Here is a 16,034-nt window from a genome sequence, read left to right on the forward strand (position 1 = left end):
GTCGACCGACACCACCCGGTGAACAGGAGCGAGGCGGGATGGGCCATTACCGCGCGAACGTCCGCGACATCGAGTTCAACCTCTTCGAGGTCTTCCGCGTCCAGGACCGCTTCGGTTCGGGCCCGTTCGCGGACGCCGACGAGGAGACCGCGCGCGCTTTGTTGGGCGAGGTCGCGTCGATCGCCGAGGGACCGCTGGCCGACTCCTACGAGTCGGGCGACCGCAACCCCGTGCGCTTCGACCCGGCGACCAACACCGCCCACCTCGACGAGGGCATCAAGAAGTCCTACCGGGCGCTGTGGGACGGCGAGTGGTGGCGGCTGTCGGCCGACAACGCCATCGGCGGCATGGGGGTGCCGCCCTCGGTCCAGTGGTCGGCCGGCGAGATGATCCTCGGCGCCAACGCCCCGGTGTTCATGTACATGGCGGGCCCGAACTTCGCCTCGGTGGTCTACCGCAACGGCACCGAGCAGCAGAAGCGGTGGGCCCAGCTCATGGTCGACCGTGGTTGGGGCGCCACGATGGTCCTCACCGAGCCCGACGCGGGCTCCGACGTGGGCGCCGGGCGCACGAAGGCCCGCGACAACGGCGACGGCACCTGGTCGATCGAGGGCGTCAAGCGCTTCATCACGTCAGGCGACTCCGGCGACCTCCACGAGAACATCATGCACCTGGTGCTGGCCCGCCCCGAGGGCGCGAAGCCGGGCACCAAGGGCCTGTCCCTGTTCCTCGTGCCGAAGTTCCACTTCGACCACACCACCGGCGAGCCGGGCGAGCGCAACGGCGTCTACGTCACCAACGTCGAGCACAAGATGGGGCTCAACGCCTCGGCCACCTGCGAGCTGACCTTCGGCGCGACCGGCACGCCCGCGATCGGCTGGCTGCTCGGCGAGGTGCACGACGGCATCGCGCAGATGTTCCAGGTCATCGAGTACGCGCGGATGATGGTCGGCACCAAGGCCATCGGCACCCTGTCGACCGGATACCTGCGGGCGCTCGAGTACGCCAAGGAGCGCATCCAGGGCGCCGACCTCACCAAGCAGACCGACAAGACCGCTCCGCGCGTCCCGATCACCAACCACCCCGACGTGCGCCGCAGCCTCATGACCCAGAAGGCGTACGCGGAGGGGCTGCGCGCGGTGTACGCGTTCACCGCGACCTACCAGGACGTCGTGCGCTTCGGCGAGGCGCCCGAGGCCGGCCGAGAAGGAGATCCGGGCGGGGGCGCCGTCTCCGCCGAGGAGATCGCGCTCGCGGAGAAGGTCAACGACCTGCTGCTCCCGATCGTCAAGGGCGTCGGGTCGGAGCGGGCGTCCGAGCAGCTGATCCAGGCGCTGCAAACCCTCGGCGGCTCGGGGTACCTGCAGGACTATCCGATCGAGCAGTACATCCGCGACGCCAAGATCGATTCGCTGTACGAGGGCACCACGGCGATCCAGGCGCAGGACTTCTTCTTCCGCAAGATCGTCCGGGACAACGGCCAGGCGCTCATGCACGTCGCCGGCCAGGTCCAGGCGTTCCTCGACGCCGAGAGCGGGAACGGGCGTCTCAAGGAGGAGCGCGCACTGCTCGCCACCGCACTGGGCGACGTGCAGGCGTCGCTCGGGGCGATGGTCGGCTTCCTGACCTCGTCGCAGGAGGAGGTCACCAACCTCTACAAGGTCGGCCAGCACGCGGTCCGCTTCCTCCTGAGCGTCGGTGACATGCTCATCGGTTGGCTGCTGCTGCGTCAGGCCGAGGTCGCCGGCCAGGTGCTCGACGCCGGTGGTGCCGGCCGCGACCAGGCGTTCTACGAGGGCAAGATCGCCGTCGGGCGCTTCTTCGCCCGCAACGTGCTCCCGGAGCTCTCGTCCCGTCGCGCGATCATCGAGGGTGCCGAGAACTCGATCATGGAGATGGACGTCGCATCGTTCTGACCCGTAGGTGAGTGGCCTTCCCGGCGACAGCCGGGAACCCTGCTCACATGGGCATCCGCATCGGGACCTCCGGGTGGATCTACCCGCCGTGGCGGCGGGTGTTCTACCCGGAGGGTCTGGTCCAGCGTCGTGAGCTGACCTACCTCGCCGAGCGTCTCGACACCGTCGAGATCAACGGCTCCTTCTACTCGCTGCAGCGCGCCTCGAGCTACCGGACGTGGGCGGAGCGCACGCCCGACGACTTCGTGTTCGCGGTCAAGGGCGGGCGCTTCGTCACGCACATGAAGAAGCTGCGGGGCGTCGAGGAGGGGCTGGCGAACTTCTTCGCCTCCGGCCCCCTCGCGCTCGGACCGAAGCTCGGGCCGGTCCTCTGGCAGCTGCCGCCGAACCTCGGCTACGACGCCGAGCGCATCGAGGACTTCCTGGCCCTGCTGCCCCGCACCACCGGCGAGGCCGCCGCGATGGCCGGCGGGCACACCGACAAGGTGCCCGAGCCCTGGACCGGGACCGACGACGACCGCCCGTTGCGCCACGCCATGGAGGTCCGGCACGCGACCTTCCGCGACCCCGGGTTCGTCGCCCAGCTCCGGCGCCACGGTGTGGCGCTGGTCGTCTCCGACACCGCCGGCACGTTCCCGCGCCTCGACGACGTCACCGCCGACCTCGTCTACGTGCGCCTGCACGGCGACACCGAGCTCTACGCCAGCGGCTACACCGCCGCCTCCCTCGACCGCTGGGCGCAGCGGGTCCGAGCCTGGTCGGCCGGTGACGCGCCCGCCTCGCCGGACACCGTCGTCCCCGACGACCCGCCGCCCGCGGCACCGGACGGCCGCGACGTCGTCGTCTACTTCGACAACGACATCAAGGTGCACGCGCCGTTCGACGCGATGGGCCTGCGCGAGCGCTGCGGTCGACCGGCGAGCTGGATGCGCGAGAACGAGTCGTTCGACGAAGCCTCCGCCGAGGAGCTCACCGACCGTTGCAGGTGACCGTCGGCTGCGGCTCGTAGCGGACGGTCCGCGGCTCACGGCGGACCTCGCCGGTCTGCAGGTTCCGCAGCACGCGGGTGTCGGTGATCGTGAAGCCCTCGGAGCCCTGGGAGGCGTTGCACTCCGGGTTGGCGCTGAGGTCACGCACGCCGGGCGGGGTCTGGTTGGTGCGTGGCCCCGGCTCCGAAGTGACCTCGTAGCGCTTGATCCCGTAGAGCTGCACCGTGATCGACGACGGGGTCCACTGGGTCCGGATGTAGATCGGGGTGGGGCCGTCGTTGCCGAGGCGCAGGTCGATCGATCCCTCGAAGACCGTCGCCTCGCGCCCCGCCGGGTAGCGGCTGATGTAGTAGCTGTGCTCCTTGTGCTCCACGTTGCGGAGCCCGCCGAAGTAGCCGGCGTTGTAGAGCGTCGTGGCGAACTGCGAGACGCCGCCACCGACGCCGCGGCCCGGGGCGCCGTCGTCGATGATCCCGGCGGGGACGAAGCCGTTGGCCTCGTTGCGGGGGCTGGACGCCTCGTTGAGGCTGAACACCGAGTTCGGGGCGATGACCTGGCCGTTCACGATCTCGGCGACGCGCCGGATGTTCTGCCCCGAGTCGGGCTTGAAGCCCCGGGTGGTGAACTCGCCGATCAGCTCGGCCGGGCCGAGGGCCTCGAGCGACTCGGTGGTCACGCGCGGCTGCGTGGTGGTGTAGACGGCGTTGATCGCGCGGCCGGTGGCGGGCGGCGGAGCCGCCGGCTCGGCGCCCGGGGCCGTCGGCGGCGGGGTGAACACCGGCGGGGCCTCGCCGTCGGGGCGCTCGAGGGCCTCGACGATCCCCGAGATCGTTCGCGGCCAGTCGATCTCGCGGCCGACCACGGCCGGCACGACGGTCGCCGCGGCGTCGTTGAACGCGAGGGTGGCGTCGCGCGGCTCGGTCACGGTGGTCCGCAGCTGCGGCTCGATCGCCGCGATCGCGGCGGGCTCGTCGATGCCGGGGGTGAGACCGCCGTTGCCGTCGGGGGTGAACCGGACGAACGAGGTGATCGCCGACGTGGTGACCGTGGCGTTCTTCGCGTCGCCGACGACGGTCAGCGGGCCGGCCACGGCCGAGCGGGCGAAGCCGTCGATGGCGCGCTGGATGCCCTCGGGGGTCACCGTCACCGGGGTCTCGGTGACCGGCAGCGCGACGGGGACGGGGTCGAGCCAGTGGTCGACGACGGCCTGACCGGCGGTGGTCCCGTCGACGACCGAACCCGGCACCGACGGGACGGCGACCGGCTCGGTGCCCTCGTAGCGGACGGTGCCCTCGGTGACGGGACGGTCGAGCTGCGGGCGGACGCCGTCGAGCGCCTGACCGAGCGCGAACGGGTTGACCCGCGTGACCGGGGCGACGTCGCGGGTGCCGAACAGTGAGGTGAGCCGCGTCCACGGGTTGAAGGGCTGCTCGCCGGCGCGGGCGATGGTGCCCTCGACGTCGAGCTCGAGGCCCGCGGCCCGCGGATCGACGGTGGCCGCCGCCGTGCCGGCCTGCAGGTCCACCGGCTCCGTGGTGCGGCCGGAGAGCTGTGAGGTCAGCGCCTGCTCGGCCTCGGGTTTGCTCATGCCGCCGATCTCGACACCGGCGACGGCGACGCCGCGGGGCACATCGGTGGAGGACAGCAGCAGGTCGCCGACGTAGAGGACCGCGAGGAGCCCGACGACGGCCGCCCCGATCAGCAGCGGGCGCCGGCGTCCGCCGCCGGACGGGGCCTCGTGGGCTCTGCCGCCGGGCGGGGGTGTGTCGCCGGGGACCGTGGGGATCCACGCGGTGCGGTCGGGATCGGTCGCCTCGACGGGGCCCGGCCCGGTGTGGCCGGTGTGGCCGGTGTGCTCGGTGTGGTCGGTGTGGTCGGTGTGGTCGGTGTGGCCGGTGTGGTCCGTCTCCAGCAGCGACCCGACGACCGTGCTGCCCGGCGTCCCGACGGTGTCGCCGGACAGGGCCCGGGTCGGCTCGTCGAGGGCGTCCGACGGCGCGTCCGTGTCCACGGTCGCGTCGACGGTCGTGTCCTCGGGCGTCCGTCCCCCTGGTGACGTCACAGGTACAACCCCGTCCCGCTCGAACTTCTCGTCGACTCGCTGGTCTCGCTCGCGACCGCGTGCAGATCGCGCTCGCGGAGGACCACGAAGCTGCGCCCGGAGACGTCGACCTCGAAGTGGTCGTCCAGGCCGTAGAGCACGCGGTCCCCGACCGCCACGCTGCGGACGTGCTGTCCCGTGCCGTAGACCTCGCCCCACACCAACCGCTTGGCGGGCTGGGCGGTCGCGGGGATCACGATGCCTCCACTGCTGCGGCGCTCACCCTCGCCCTGGACGGGGGCGACCATCACACGGTCGTGGAGCATCTGGATCTCCAGCCTGGGATCCGACACGCCGGGATCGTACGGGGCGCCCGGATTGGCCCAGAGCGCAGGGCCGGGTGCCGCTGATGTGTCCGGAATGCCCACGGAGCGGGCCGAGAAGGGTCCGGAACGTGGAACGCCCCGTGGCCCTGCCAGGTCGGGGGTCCGGCAGCGCCACGGGGCTCGTCGGGTAGTTCGGCCCCGGACCGGTGCGTGTTATCAGCGTCGTGGTGATTCACTCGTTCGGACTAGAGGTCGTCACGACACCTCGTCGCGGCCGAGGAGGAAGCGCCCGAAGTGCGGGACGGTGAACGCGATCCAGCCGCGCTCGGCGGAGAAGACGAGGCCCTTGCGCAGCAGGCTGTCGCGCGCCGGCGAGAGCGAGGAGGGCTTGCGGCCGAGGTGCGCGGCCAGCTGGGAGGTCGGCACGGGTTCGTCGCGGCCCTCGGCGATCTCGGCCATGCCCTGCAGGTACTCCCGCTCGGCGGGGGTCGCGCGCTCGTAGCGGGAGCCGAAGAACCCGACCGCCAGCTCGGCACTCGCCTCCGGGGCGGCCATGCGCACGTCGTCGGCGTCGATCGGGTTGCGCACCGCCGCGTCCCAGGCCGCCTTGCCGTAGGCCTGGACGAAGTACGGGTAGCCGCCGGAGACCTCGTAGAGCGCTTCGAGGGCGGCCTCGGTGAGCTCGGCGTCCTCGCGCTTGGCGGGGACGGTCAGGGCGAGGTCGGCGTCCGCACGGTCGAGCTGGCCGATCATCACGTAGCGGAAGAGCCGCTCGGAGTAGGACTTCGAGGCGCTGAGCACCGCGGGCAGATGCGGGAGGCCGGCGCCGACCACCACCAGTGGGGCCCCGGACTGCGAGAGCTCGTGGCAGGCGGCACACAGGGCGGAGACGTCGTCCTCGCGCAGGTCCTGCATCTCGTCGATGAGCAGCGCGATGCCCACGCCGACGTCGGCCGCGAGCTCGGCGCACACCCCGAACAGCTCGACGAGGTCGATCTCGATGTCGCCCGAGTCCGCCCGGCCGTTGCGTACCGGGACGTCGATGCCCGGCTGCCAGCGATCCTTGATCTTCGCGTCGGACGGCGTCGCCTTGAGCGCGAACGCCTTGAGCACCCCGAGCGTCTCCTCGACGCGGTCGGGCGCGCGGTGGTGGACCGCCAGGTCGCGGATCGCCCGGTGTAGCGCCGCGGACAGCGGCCGGCGCAGATCGGCGTCCGGGCGGGCCTCGAGCTTGCCCGCGCCCCAACCGACCCGCACGGCCATCGAGCGCAGCTCGCCGAGCAGCACCGTCTTGCCCACCCCGCGCAGCCCGGTGAGGACGAGGCTGCGCTCCGGGCGACCGCGCGCGACGCGCTCGAGGACGACGTCGAACGCGTCGACCTCGCGGTCACGACCGGCCAGCTCCGGCGGGCGCTGGCCCGCGCCGGGGGCGTACGGGTTCCGCACGGGGTCCATGGCTGCCCTCCACGGGTCGGCCCAACGGTCGCCACTGCCGATCGGAGCGTATGGGCCTCTCTAGCGCTCGCCCGATATCTCCCGAGAATCCGCGATCGGCGTGTCGCGGTAGGGACAGCTCCCCCGCGACGGGGGCGGACACGATGAGACGGGACCGTCCGGGTGCCTACCAAGAAGGCATGACTCCGGACCCCGTCCTGCGCGCGTCCCCCGACCGCCCACCGCCGCGGCCGCGACGCCGCGCCTGCTCGGCGTCGACGCCGCCCGCGGCGTGGCCCTGCTCGGGATGACGGCCGTCCACTCGTTCTCCGAGACCACCCCGGCCGGCGACCCGTCGACCACCCAGCTCGTCGCCGGCGGACGCTCCGCCGCCCTGTTCGCGGTGCTGGCCGGCCTCGCGTTCGCGTTCACGACCGACCGGTGCCGGGTCGTACCCGGACCGACCGGGCGGGCCGCCGTCGCGACGCTGCTGGTCCGCGCGGGCGTCATCGGCCTCGTCGGTGTCGTCGCGCTCGGCTGGATCGCCCCGCCCGATGACCCCCGGCGGCGCGCGTGCGGGTCGTGTCAGCGGCGTGGCGTCGCAGACACTCAGTGTCCGTAGCGCCACGCCGATCATGAACGGGATGCCCCGCGCGCCCCGTGGCCCGCGTCCGGCGGGCCCCACCCGCCCGGCCCGCCCCGGGCCACCGGCCCGGCCCGCCGGCCACGGTCGTGCCCCCGCCGCAGCGGCGTCGCTGACCCGGCGGCCCCCGGCCCCGGAAGGGCGAGGGGCGCCCTCGCTGCCCGCCACGCAGTCAGGGCGTCCCTCGCTCCTCGGCTCCGTCCCTCCCGCGAGGGGTGGAGCCGCCGTGCGTCCGAGCGGTGGGGGTGTCCCCCCGCGGCGCGGGGGGCGGCTCCGCCGGTCCGGGGGTCGGCACGCTGCTGCCGGCGCCGCGCACCGGACAGGCTCATCACCAGGAAAGCACCGGGGCACGCGCCAAGTGGCGGCCTCGACGACGAGGAGGCATGTCATGACCGCCCAGCAGCCCACCCCGCCGCTCGTGTGGAAGTTCGGCGGCACGTCCGTCGGCGACCACGACCGCATCCGCGCCGTCGCCCGGCGCATGGTCGCGGCCCACCAGGCCGGCCACCGTGTCGTCGCGGTGCTCTCGGCGATGGGCAAGACGACCGACCAGCTCCTCGCCCAGGCCCATGAGCTGAACCCGTCCCCGGACCCCCGGGAGACGGACGCCCTGCTCGCGGTCGGCGAGCGCATCTCCTGCGCCCTCACCGCGATGGCGATCGCCGAGCTCGGCGTCCCGGCCATCTCCCTCGACGGGGCCCAGGCGGGCGTGACCACCGACGACGGGCACGGGCACGCCCGCCTCGCCGACATCGACCCCCGCCGCATCCACGCCGAGCTCGACCGCGGAGCGATCGTGCTCGTCACCGGCTTCCAGGGCGTCACGGCGTCCGGCGATGTGTCCACCCTGGGCCGCGGCGGCTCCGACGCCTCCGCGGTGGCGCTGGCCGCGGCGCTCGGCACGTCGCGCTGCGACATCTTCACCGACGTGCCCGCCGTCTTCACCGCCGACCCCCGGGTCGTGCCCGACGCCCGGCCGCTCGCCTCGGTGCGCACCGACGAGATGCTCGAGATGGCGGAGGCGGGCGCCGGCGTGCTGCAGCCGCGCGCGGTGGAGCTCGCCGCCGTCCACGGGGTGGAGATCCACCTGCGGTCGAGCTTCGACTCCGGGAACGGCACCGTCGTCGGCTCCCGCCCCGACCCGTGCGCCGAGCTGGAGGGCGTCGCGGTCGCCGGCGTCGGCCACCGCCGGGTCGAGCCGCTCTACGCCGCGCCCGGAGCGACGCCCGGCGCGGTGGCGGCCGCGCTCGCGCGCCGGGGCCTCGCCCTCGGCGCGTCGCTGATCGAGTTTTCCGAGGTGCGGTTCACCGTGCAGGACGCCGCGCCGTCGGCGGTCTCCGCGGCGCTGGAGGCCGCCGGGATCGGCGTCGCCGTGCACGAGGAGCTCGGGACGGTCGGTGTCGTGTGCTCCGGGCTCACCCGGCGCCCCGAGGTCGCCGCCTCCGCGCTCGACGTGCTGGCCGCCGCGGGCATCGAGCCCCGGATCGTCACCACCAGCCCCGCGCGGATCACCGTCCACGTCGCCGCGCAGGACGTCGACGACGCCCTGCGCGTCCTGCACGCCGCCCTGGTGACCGACGCCGCGGGCACCCCGGCGGTGCCGGCGGATCGCCCGTCGCTCGAGGGCGGTCCCCGGCCGGACCTGCGGGTGGTCGCCTGACCGACCCGCACCGTCACACCCCCGTCGCACCCCCGTCGCCGCCGGCGAGGGGGGTGCGACGGCGTGCCGGGGGGGAGAACCCCACCCCGGGACGGGGGCGATCCGCACCGGAGCGGGTGCGCGCTCCATCCCCGACGCGGCCTGGCACGGCCAGTGTTCTCGGTGAGCGACGACGGATCGAGGAGGCAGCCGTGAGGACACCGACGACCACCCGGGAGGACCTGGTCCTCATCGACCGCGAGCGTCCCCAGGGGTTGCGCACGCGCCGCGGCGAGCGTCTCGACCAGGTCTTCGAGGAGCGCTGCGACTGGATGCGCGCCTACGGCCGCGCCGGCCACCTCGCCGTCGACGACGAGGACGTGACGCTCACCTTCGACGAGCTCGACGTCCGCGCCAACCAGCTCGCGCGCCACCTGCTCGCCCGCGGCAGCCGCCCCGGCGACCGCATCGCGCTGCTGCTCGACCAGCCGGTGTGGGCCTACATCGGCATGCTCGCCGTGCTGAAGATCCACGCCGCGTACGTGCCGCTCGACGCCGGCTTCCCCGCCGACCGGATCGCGTACATCCTCGCCGACGCCGAGGCCCGCACCGTCCTCACGCTCACCACCGTGCGCGAGCGGCTGCCCGAGGTCGACGGCCTCGAGGCCGACCTGGTCTTCGCCGACGCCGACGCCGCGCGGATCGACCGCCTGCCCGGGCACCGCCTCACCGACGACGAACGCGGCACCCCCACCGACGAGCTCGCCTACATCATCTACACCTCGGGCTCCACCGGCCGCCCGAAGGGCGTGGCCGTCGACCACCCGAGCATCGGCAACTTCGTCCGTGTCGCCGGCGAGGTCTACGGCCTGCGCTCGAGCGACCGCATGTACCAGGGCCTGACGATCGCCTTCGACTTCTCGATCGAGGAGATCTGGGTGTCGTGGGTGGCGGGTGCGACGCTGGTCCCCAAGCCCCGCGGCGCGAGCCTGCTCGGGCACGACCTGCACGAGTTCCTGACCCGCCGCGGCGTCACGGCCATGGCGTGCGTGCCGACCCTGCTCGCGACCATCGAGGACGAGCTACCGCGACTGCGCTTCCTGCTGGTCTCCGGCGAGGCGTGCCCCCAGGACCTCATCGCGCGCTGGTGGGCCCCCGGCCGGCGCTTCCTCAACGTCTACGGCCCCACCGAGGCCACCGTCACCGCCACCTGGACCGAGCTGCACCCGCAGAAGGCCGTCACGATCGGCATCCCGCTGCCGACGTACGCGACGGTCGTCCTCGATCCGGAGAACCCGACGCGTGCCCTGCCGCACGGAGAGGTCGGCGAGATCGGCATCGCCGGGATCGGGCTGGCGCGCGGCTACCTCAACAACCCGGAGAAGACGGAGAAGGCCTTCATCCCGGACTTCCTCGGCATCGCGAACAACCCGTCGGGGCGCATCTACCGCACCGGTGACCTCGGCCGCGTCAACGCCGACGGGGAGATCGAGTACAGCGGCCGCATCGACCTCCAGGTCAAGATCCGTGGATACCGCATCGAGCTCACCGAGATCGAGTCGGTGCTGCTGCAGTTCCCAGGCGTCGCCGCGGCCGTGGTGGACACCTGGGAGCCGGTCCCGGGACAGGTCGAGCTCGTCGGCTACTACAGCCTGCGCGCCGACACGCCGGCGATCGACGAGGCGGCCCTGCGCGCGGCGCTCGCGGAGCGCCTGCCGACGTACATGGTTCCGGCCTTCCTCGAGCAGCTCGACGCGATCCCGATGACCACCTCGGACAAGGCCGACCGCAAGGCCCTGCCCGTCCCGCGTGCCCGGGCCGCGGCGGCCGCCGCCGACGCCCCGCACGTCGAGGCCGGCACCGAGCTCGAGCGCACGCTCGCCGGCCTGCTCGCCGGCCTGCTCGGGGTCGCGACGGTCTCCGCCACCGCTCACTTCTTCGACGAGCTCGGCGCGAACTCCCTGGTGCTGGCGAAGTACACCGCCCGGGTCCGCGAGATCGGCAGCGTCGTCGCCACCAGGGACGTCTACGCGAACCCGAGCGTCCGCGAGCTCGCGCGCTTCCTGGGCGACACGGGCGACACGGGCGACACGGGTGATACCGGCGGTGCTGCTGCCACGCCCGCACGGCGGCCGGTCCCGCCTGCCCGCACCGGCACCGTGGTCCGCGGCAGCACGGTCGGTCACGTGCTCACCGGCGTCGCCCAGCTCGTCGTCGCGCTGATCTCGCTGGTCGTCGGCTCCGTCGTCCTCGAGCGCGGTGTCGTGTGGGTCGCGGGCGGCGTGGACGCCACCGAGGTCCTCACCCGCTCGACGCTGTTCGGCACGGGGACGCTGCTCGCGGCGTGCGTGGTGCCGGTCGCGGCGAAGTGGCTGCTCATGGGCCGGTGGCGCCCGGGCCGCGTCCGGATCTGGAGCGCCGGGCACTTCCGGGTCTGGCTGGTCAAGACGCTCGCGCGGGTCAGCCCGCTGGCCCGCCCCGGCTCACCGCTGATGAACCTGCACCTGCGCCTGCTCGGCGCCCGCGTCGGCCGCGGTGCCGTGATCCTCTCCGCCAACGTCCCCGTCGCCACCGACCTCGTGAGCATCGGCCGCGACGCCCTCGTCGAGCGCGACGTCTCCTGGACCGGCTACCGCGCGGTCGCCGGTCACCTCGAGTTCGGCCCGGTCACCATCGGCGACCACGCGTTCGTCTCCGAGAAGGCCGTCCTCGACATCGGCACGGTCGTCGGCCGCGGCGCCCAGCTCGGCCACGCCTCGTCGCTGGCGCAGGGCCAGATCGTCCCCGACGGTGCCCGCTGGCACGGCGCGCCGGCCCAGCCGACCGGCACCGACTTCCGCGCGCTGCCCCCCACCCCGCCGAGCCGCGTGCGGCCGACGGTGTTCGCCGTGCTACAGGTGCTCGCCGCCCTGGTCTCGGCCTCGCTGGGGCTCGGCGCCGGCGTGCTCGTCTTCCGCGCGGTCCCCGCCCTCGGCAGCCTGCTCGACCCGCAGCGGGCGCACCTCTCCGACCCCGCCTTCCACGCGCTGGTCGCCGGCGTCGCGCTCGGCCTGTTCGTCCTCGCGGTCACCGCCGGCCTCGCCGTGCACGTGCTGGTGCCGCGGCTCCTGCAGCCGCTGGTCCGCCCCGGCGTCGTCTACCCGCTGCACGGGTTCCACCGCGTCGTCCAGGACGTCGTCACCGGCGTCGGCAACTCCGAGTTCTTCATGACGCTCTTCGGTGACGGCTCGATCGTCACCACCTACCTGCGGGCCCTGGGCTACCGCATGCCCGGCCTGCAGCAGACCGGCTCGAACTTCGGCACCGAGCTGCGCCAGGACGCCCCGACGCTGTGCACCGTCGGCTCCGGGACGATGGTCTCCGACGGCCTGTCGATGCAGAACGTGCAGCACTCGGTGAGCTCGTTCCGGGTCATGCCGATCGCCCTCGGCGAGCGGAACTTCCTCGGCAACGCGGTCGCCATGCCCGCCGAGGCCCGCATCGGCGACAACGTCCTGCTGGCGACGAAGGTCGCCGTCCCCGTCGACGGGCCGGTCCGCCACGACGTCGGCCTGCTCGGCTCGCCGGCCTTCGAGATCCCGCGTTCGGTGGCCCGGGACTCCGAGTTCGCGCTGCCCGAGGACGAGCGCCTGCGCCGCCTCGCCGCCAAGAACCGGCACAACGCGACGAGCATGGTCCTGTTCCTCGCCGCCCGCGCCCTCCAGGGCTTCGTCGCCCTGCTGCTCGCGGGCGGCGCCCTGGACCTCTGGGCCGCGTTCGGCGTCCTCGCCCTCGTCGTCGTGTCCGCCGTGACTCCGGTCCTCCTCATGATTATCCCGGTGCTCGTCGAGCGCGCCGCCCTCGGCTTCGGCCGCCTGAGCCCGCAGTTCTGCTCGATCTACGACCCGGTGTTCTGGCGCCAGGAGCGTCTCTGGAAGCTGCTCGCCACCCCGGCCCTGGCCGGCACCCCGTTCCGGACGCTGCTGTGGCGCGGACTGGGCGTGCGGATGGGCAGGCGCGTCTTCGACGACGGCGTCTCGATGCCGGAGAAGACCCTGGTCGCGATCGGTGACGACGCCGTCCTCAACGCCGGCTCGGTCATCCAGTGCCACTCCCTCGAGGACGGCACCTTCAAGTCCGACCACACGACCCTCGGCGACGGCGTGGTGCTGGGCGTCGCGACGTTCGTGCACTACGGCGTGGTCATGGGCGACGGTTCGTCGCTCGCCGCCGACTCCTTCCTCATGAAGGGCGAGGAGGTGGCCGCGTTCGCCCGCTGGCAGGGCAACCCCGCCTCCGAGGTGCGGGTCCAGGCTCCGGTGGGCACCGGTCTCGACGCCGCGACGGTCGCGGTCAACCTCGACGCCCCGACTTTCGCGCTGCTCGCCGCCCAGGTCCGGCGCCCCGCGCCGGTGCGGCCGACGGCTCCGGCGCGCGTCCCCGTCGGCCCCCGCCCGGCCGGCGCCCCGCGTCGCCCGCAGGGCCTGCCGTCCGGTCCGGTCCGTCCGGTCCCGCCGGCCCGCCCGGCGGCTCCGGTTCAGGCTCGCCCCGCCCGTCCGGCCGCTGCGACACCGGTTCGCCCGGCACCCCCGGCGCGTCCCGCACCCCCGGCGCGTCCCGCACCCCCGGCGCGTCCGGTCGTCGGCCCGCACCCGGCTCCGGCCCGTCCGGCGCCTCGCCCGGTCCCGCCCGCTCGCCCGGCCGGTCCGTACCCGGCCCGCCCGGCGGCCCCGGAGGCACAGGCCTCGGCCGCGACCGAGGCGCCGGCCACGGTCAACCTGCTCGGTGGCCCGGCCCGGTCGCTCCCGGTCGTCACGCCGCTGCCCGGCGTCCGTACCGGCCGGTCCCGGAGCGCGGCCCCGCGACCCGCAGTGCGCCCCGCCGCCGCGGCCGACGACGACGTCCCGCGGTGGACCCCACTGCCGGGCTCCCGCCGCGGCTGATCTCCCACGGCCGGCCCCCGCATGATCGAGTGACCTGCGGGACGTGCCACTCGCAGCCTGCGGTGGGGCAGACCCCACCCGGCGGAGGCGGGACCGCCCCGGGCGACCGGGGGTCGACGCGATGGTCGGCGACCCCGCCGCGCAGCAGGCTCTCCCTCGACACCGCCGCCACGCGCGAAGCAGCCAGGAGCCGAGATGAACGCCAGCCCGATCGCCACCGTCACCCCGATCACCCCCGCGCTGCGCGACACCGCCGCGCCGGGGGTCGCGGGCCCGTTGCCCGGACCCCGCTCCGAGGAGCTGCTCGCCCGGCAACGCCAGCGGGAGTCCAACGCGCGGGCCTACCCGCGCCACTTCCCCTTCGCGATCGCCGAGGGCGCCGGCAGCTGGGTCCGTGACGTCGACGGCAACGTCTTCCTCGACTTCCTCAGCGGCGCGGGCGTCCTCTCGCTCGGCCACAACCACCCCGAGGTCGTCGCGGCGGCCGCCCTGCAGATGGGCACCTTCACCCACGGTCTCGACATGGCCACCCCGGCCAAGGACGCCTTCACCGAGGCCCAGCTCGCGATGCTGCCCGAGGGCATGCGCGACCGGATGCGCATCCAGTTCTGCGGGCCGACCGGCGCCAACGCCGTCGACGCCGCGATCAAGCTCGTCAAGACCGCCACCGGTCGCGGGGACATCGTGTCCTTCCAGGGCGGCTTCCACGGCAGCACGCACGCCGCCATGGCGATGACCGGCCTGGTCGCGCAGAAGCGCCCGATCCGGAACGGCATGCCCGGCGTCCAGTTCTTCCCCTACTCCTCGTGCAGCCGCTGCCCGCTGGCGCTGAAGCCCGAGAGCTGCCAGACCAACTGCGTCGCCCTCCTCGAGCGGGCGCTCCACGACGCCAACGGCGGAGTCGCGCTGCCAGCTGCGGTGATCATGGAGCTGGTGCAGGGTGAGGGCGGGGTCATCCCGGCCCGCAAGGAGTTCGTGCAGCGCGTCCGCGCGCTGACCCGCGAGCTCGGCGTCCCGCTGATCGTCGACGAGGTGCAGACCGGGTGCGGCCGCACCGGCACCTGGTGGGCGTTCGAGCAGTACGGCATCGAGCCCGACGTCGTGGTCGCTTCCAAGGCGCTCTCCGGCATGGGGCAGCCCGTCGCGATCATCATGTACGACGAGTCCCTCGACGTCTGGGCGCCCGGTGCCCACAGCGGCACGTTCCGGGGCAACCAGCTCGCCTTCGCCGCCGGCGTCGAGACGCTGCGGATCGTCGAGCGCGACGACATCCTCGCCAACGTCCGCGAGCGCAGCGCGCAGGTGTTCGCGCACCTGGCCGAGCTCGAGCAGGACCCGGGCGTCGTCGAGGTCCGGGGACTCGGGCTCATGCTCGGTGTCGAGCTCGCCGCGCCCGCCGACGGCCGCTCGGTGACCGCGCTGGCCCAGGACGTCCAGGCCCGCGCCCTGCGCGCCGGTCTCATCGTCGAGCTGGGCGGCCGTGACGACTGCGTGGTGCGGATGCTCCCGCCGCTCAACGTGACCGCCGAGCAGGTCGACATCGCCTGCACGATCCTCGTCGACGCGGTCCGCGGCGCGCTGGGCCCGGAGGTGCCGGCCGCGGCGTAGTCGACCGAGCACGACGCACAGGGCACGACCGCCGCGAGCGGTGGTGCCCTGTCGCGTCGGTAGGGACAACCCCACTCCGGGAGGTGGGTCGGCCCCGGCGGTCGTAGGGCGCACGTCCTCCTGGCGAGGCCCGCCACGGAGCAGGCTTCGAGGTGTCAGCAGGACCACACACCACCAGCTACACCACCAGCCACACCACCAGCCACACCACCAGCAGGACCGCACCCACCGGAGCCCACGATGACCAGCACCGCGACCCTCGAGCGTCCCACCGCCACGACCGTGTCGATGAAGGCCGCCGTCACCGGTCGCGACCGCGCGATCCTCGCCGCGATCGCCGCCGGCCGGGTGGCCGTCGCGCCGGGCACCGGCTTCGCGCTGGTGGTGGACGGCTGCTGCTGCGCCGACCAGTTCGCCGGGGCGCGCCTGCGCACCGCCGGCCTGATCCGGGTGGCGCCGACCGGTGCCCCCGAGCTCACCCCGGCCGCCCGCGCGCTGCTGGCCGCCGCGTGACGA

The 16,034-nt window shown here is 73.9% G+C and carries 10 protein-coding genes; 7 read left to right on the forward strand and 3 right to left on the reverse strand.

Annotated features, from left to right (window positions below; translation table 11 throughout):
* The first annotated feature begins 38 nt into the window (after positions 1–38).
* Both AC2A1K_RS11520 and AC2A1K_RS11525 read left to right on the forward strand, forming a co-directional pair.
* Positions 39–1,916, forward strand: coding sequence for an acyl-CoA dehydrogenase (locus AC2A1K_RS11520; protein WP_483896432.1), 1,878 nt, complete (start codon positions 39–41; stop codon positions 1,914–1,916).
* Between the two features lie 47 nt (positions 1,917–1,963).
* Positions 1,964–2,905: a DUF72 domain-containing protein gene (locus AC2A1K_RS11525; protein ID WP_483896433.1), complete on the forward strand. Its 942-nt coding sequence runs from the start codon at positions 1,964–1,966 to the stop codon at positions 2,903–2,905.
* On the opposite strand, the gene AC2A1K_RS11530 is transcribed toward AC2A1K_RS11525, so the two are convergent.
* The 3 genes from AC2A1K_RS11530 to AC2A1K_RS11540 all read right to left on the reverse strand — a co-directional run bounded on the left by AC2A1K_RS11530 (position 2,886) and on the right by AC2A1K_RS11540 (position 6,727).
* On the reverse strand, positions 2,886–4,916 hold the full coding sequence (locus AC2A1K_RS11530) for a VanW family protein (protein WP_483896434.1): 2,031 nt from the start codon (positions 4,914–4,916) through the stop codon (positions 2,886–2,888). The genes AC2A1K_RS11525 and AC2A1K_RS11530 overlap by 20 nt on opposite strands.
* Positions 4,917–4,963: 47 nt before the next feature.
* Positions 4,964–5,299: a GroES family chaperonin gene (locus AC2A1K_RS11535; protein WP_337705901.1), complete on the reverse strand. Its 336-nt coding sequence runs from the start codon at positions 5,297–5,299 to the stop codon at positions 4,964–4,966.
* A gap of 228 nt (positions 5,300–5,527) precedes the next feature.
* Positions 5,528–6,727 (reverse strand): AAA family ATPase, encoded by a 1,200-nt coding sequence (locus AC2A1K_RS11540; RefSeq protein WP_483896435.1) that lies wholly within the window; start codon positions 6,725–6,727, stop codon positions 5,528–5,530.
* 286 nt (positions 6,728–7,013) lie between these two features.
* Here AC2A1K_RS11540 and AC2A1K_RS11545 point away from each other — a divergent pair, with 286 nt between their 5' ends.
* The 5 genes from AC2A1K_RS11545 (at position 7,014) to AC2A1K_RS11565 (ending at position 16,031) form a co-directional block, all read left to right on the forward strand.
* Positions 7,014–7,328 carry a hypothetical protein gene (locus tag AC2A1K_RS11545; RefSeq protein ID WP_483896436.1) on the forward strand — a complete coding sequence of 105 codons (315 nt, stop codon included), beginning with the start codon at positions 7,014–7,016 and terminating at the stop codon, positions 7,326–7,328.
* A gap of 409 nt (positions 7,329–7,737) precedes the next feature.
* The gene (locus AC2A1K_RS11550; RefSeq protein ID WP_483896437.1) at positions 7,738–9,009 is read left to right on the forward strand and encodes an aspartate kinase; all 1,272 of its coding nucleotides are present in this window, start codon (positions 7,738–7,740) and stop codon (positions 9,007–9,009) included.
* A 191-nt stretch (positions 9,010–9,200) separates the two neighbouring features.
* Entirely contained in the window at positions 9,201–13,910 is a 4,710-nt protein-coding gene (locus tag AC2A1K_RS11555; RefSeq protein WP_483896438.1) for a Pls/PosA family non-ribosomal peptide synthetase, read from the forward strand.
* Between the two features lie 195 nt (positions 13,911–14,105).
* Entirely contained in the window at positions 14,106–15,518 is a 1,413-nt protein-coding gene (locus tag AC2A1K_RS11560) for an aspartate aminotransferase family protein (protein WP_483896439.1), read from the forward strand.
* Between the two features lie 240 nt (positions 15,519–15,758).
* Positions 15,759–16,031, forward strand: coding sequence for a hypothetical protein (locus tag AC2A1K_RS11565; RefSeq protein ID WP_483896440.1), 273 nt, complete (start codon positions 15,759–15,761; stop codon positions 16,029–16,031).
* Positions 16,032–16,034 lie beyond the last annotated feature (3 nt).

Source organism: Actinomycetospora sp. 2LY8.5 (assembly GCF_057180585.1).

Excerpts from the sequence above, each read along its gene's own strand:
- AC2A1K_RS11545 (WP_483896436.1), top strand. The coding sequence starts at position 7,014 with ATGACGGCCGTCCACTCGTTCTCCGAGACCACCCCGGCCGGCGACCCG.
- AC2A1K_RS11525 (WP_483896433.1), top strand. The coding sequence starts at position 1,964 with ATGGGCATCCGCATCGGGACCTCCGGGTGGATCTACCCGCCGTGGCGG.
- AC2A1K_RS11520 (WP_483896432.1), top strand. The coding sequence starts at position 39 with ATGGGCCATTACCGCGCGAACGTCCGCGACATCGAGTTCAACCTCTTC.
- AC2A1K_RS11540 (WP_483896435.1), bottom strand. The coding sequence starts at position 6,727 with ATGGACCCCGTGCGGAACCCGTACGCCCCCGGCGCGGGCCAGCGCCCG.
- AC2A1K_RS11550 (WP_483896437.1), top strand. The coding sequence starts at position 7,738 with ATGACCGCCCAGCAGCCCACCCCGCCGCTCGTGTGGAAGTTCGGCGGC.
- AC2A1K_RS11565 (WP_483896440.1), top strand. The coding sequence starts at position 15,759 with ATGACCAGCACCGCGACCCTCGAGCGTCCCACCGCCACGACCGTGTCG.
- AC2A1K_RS11560 (WP_483896439.1), top strand. The coding sequence starts at position 14,106 with ATGAACGCCAGCCCGATCGCCACCGTCACCCCGATCACCCCCGCGCTG.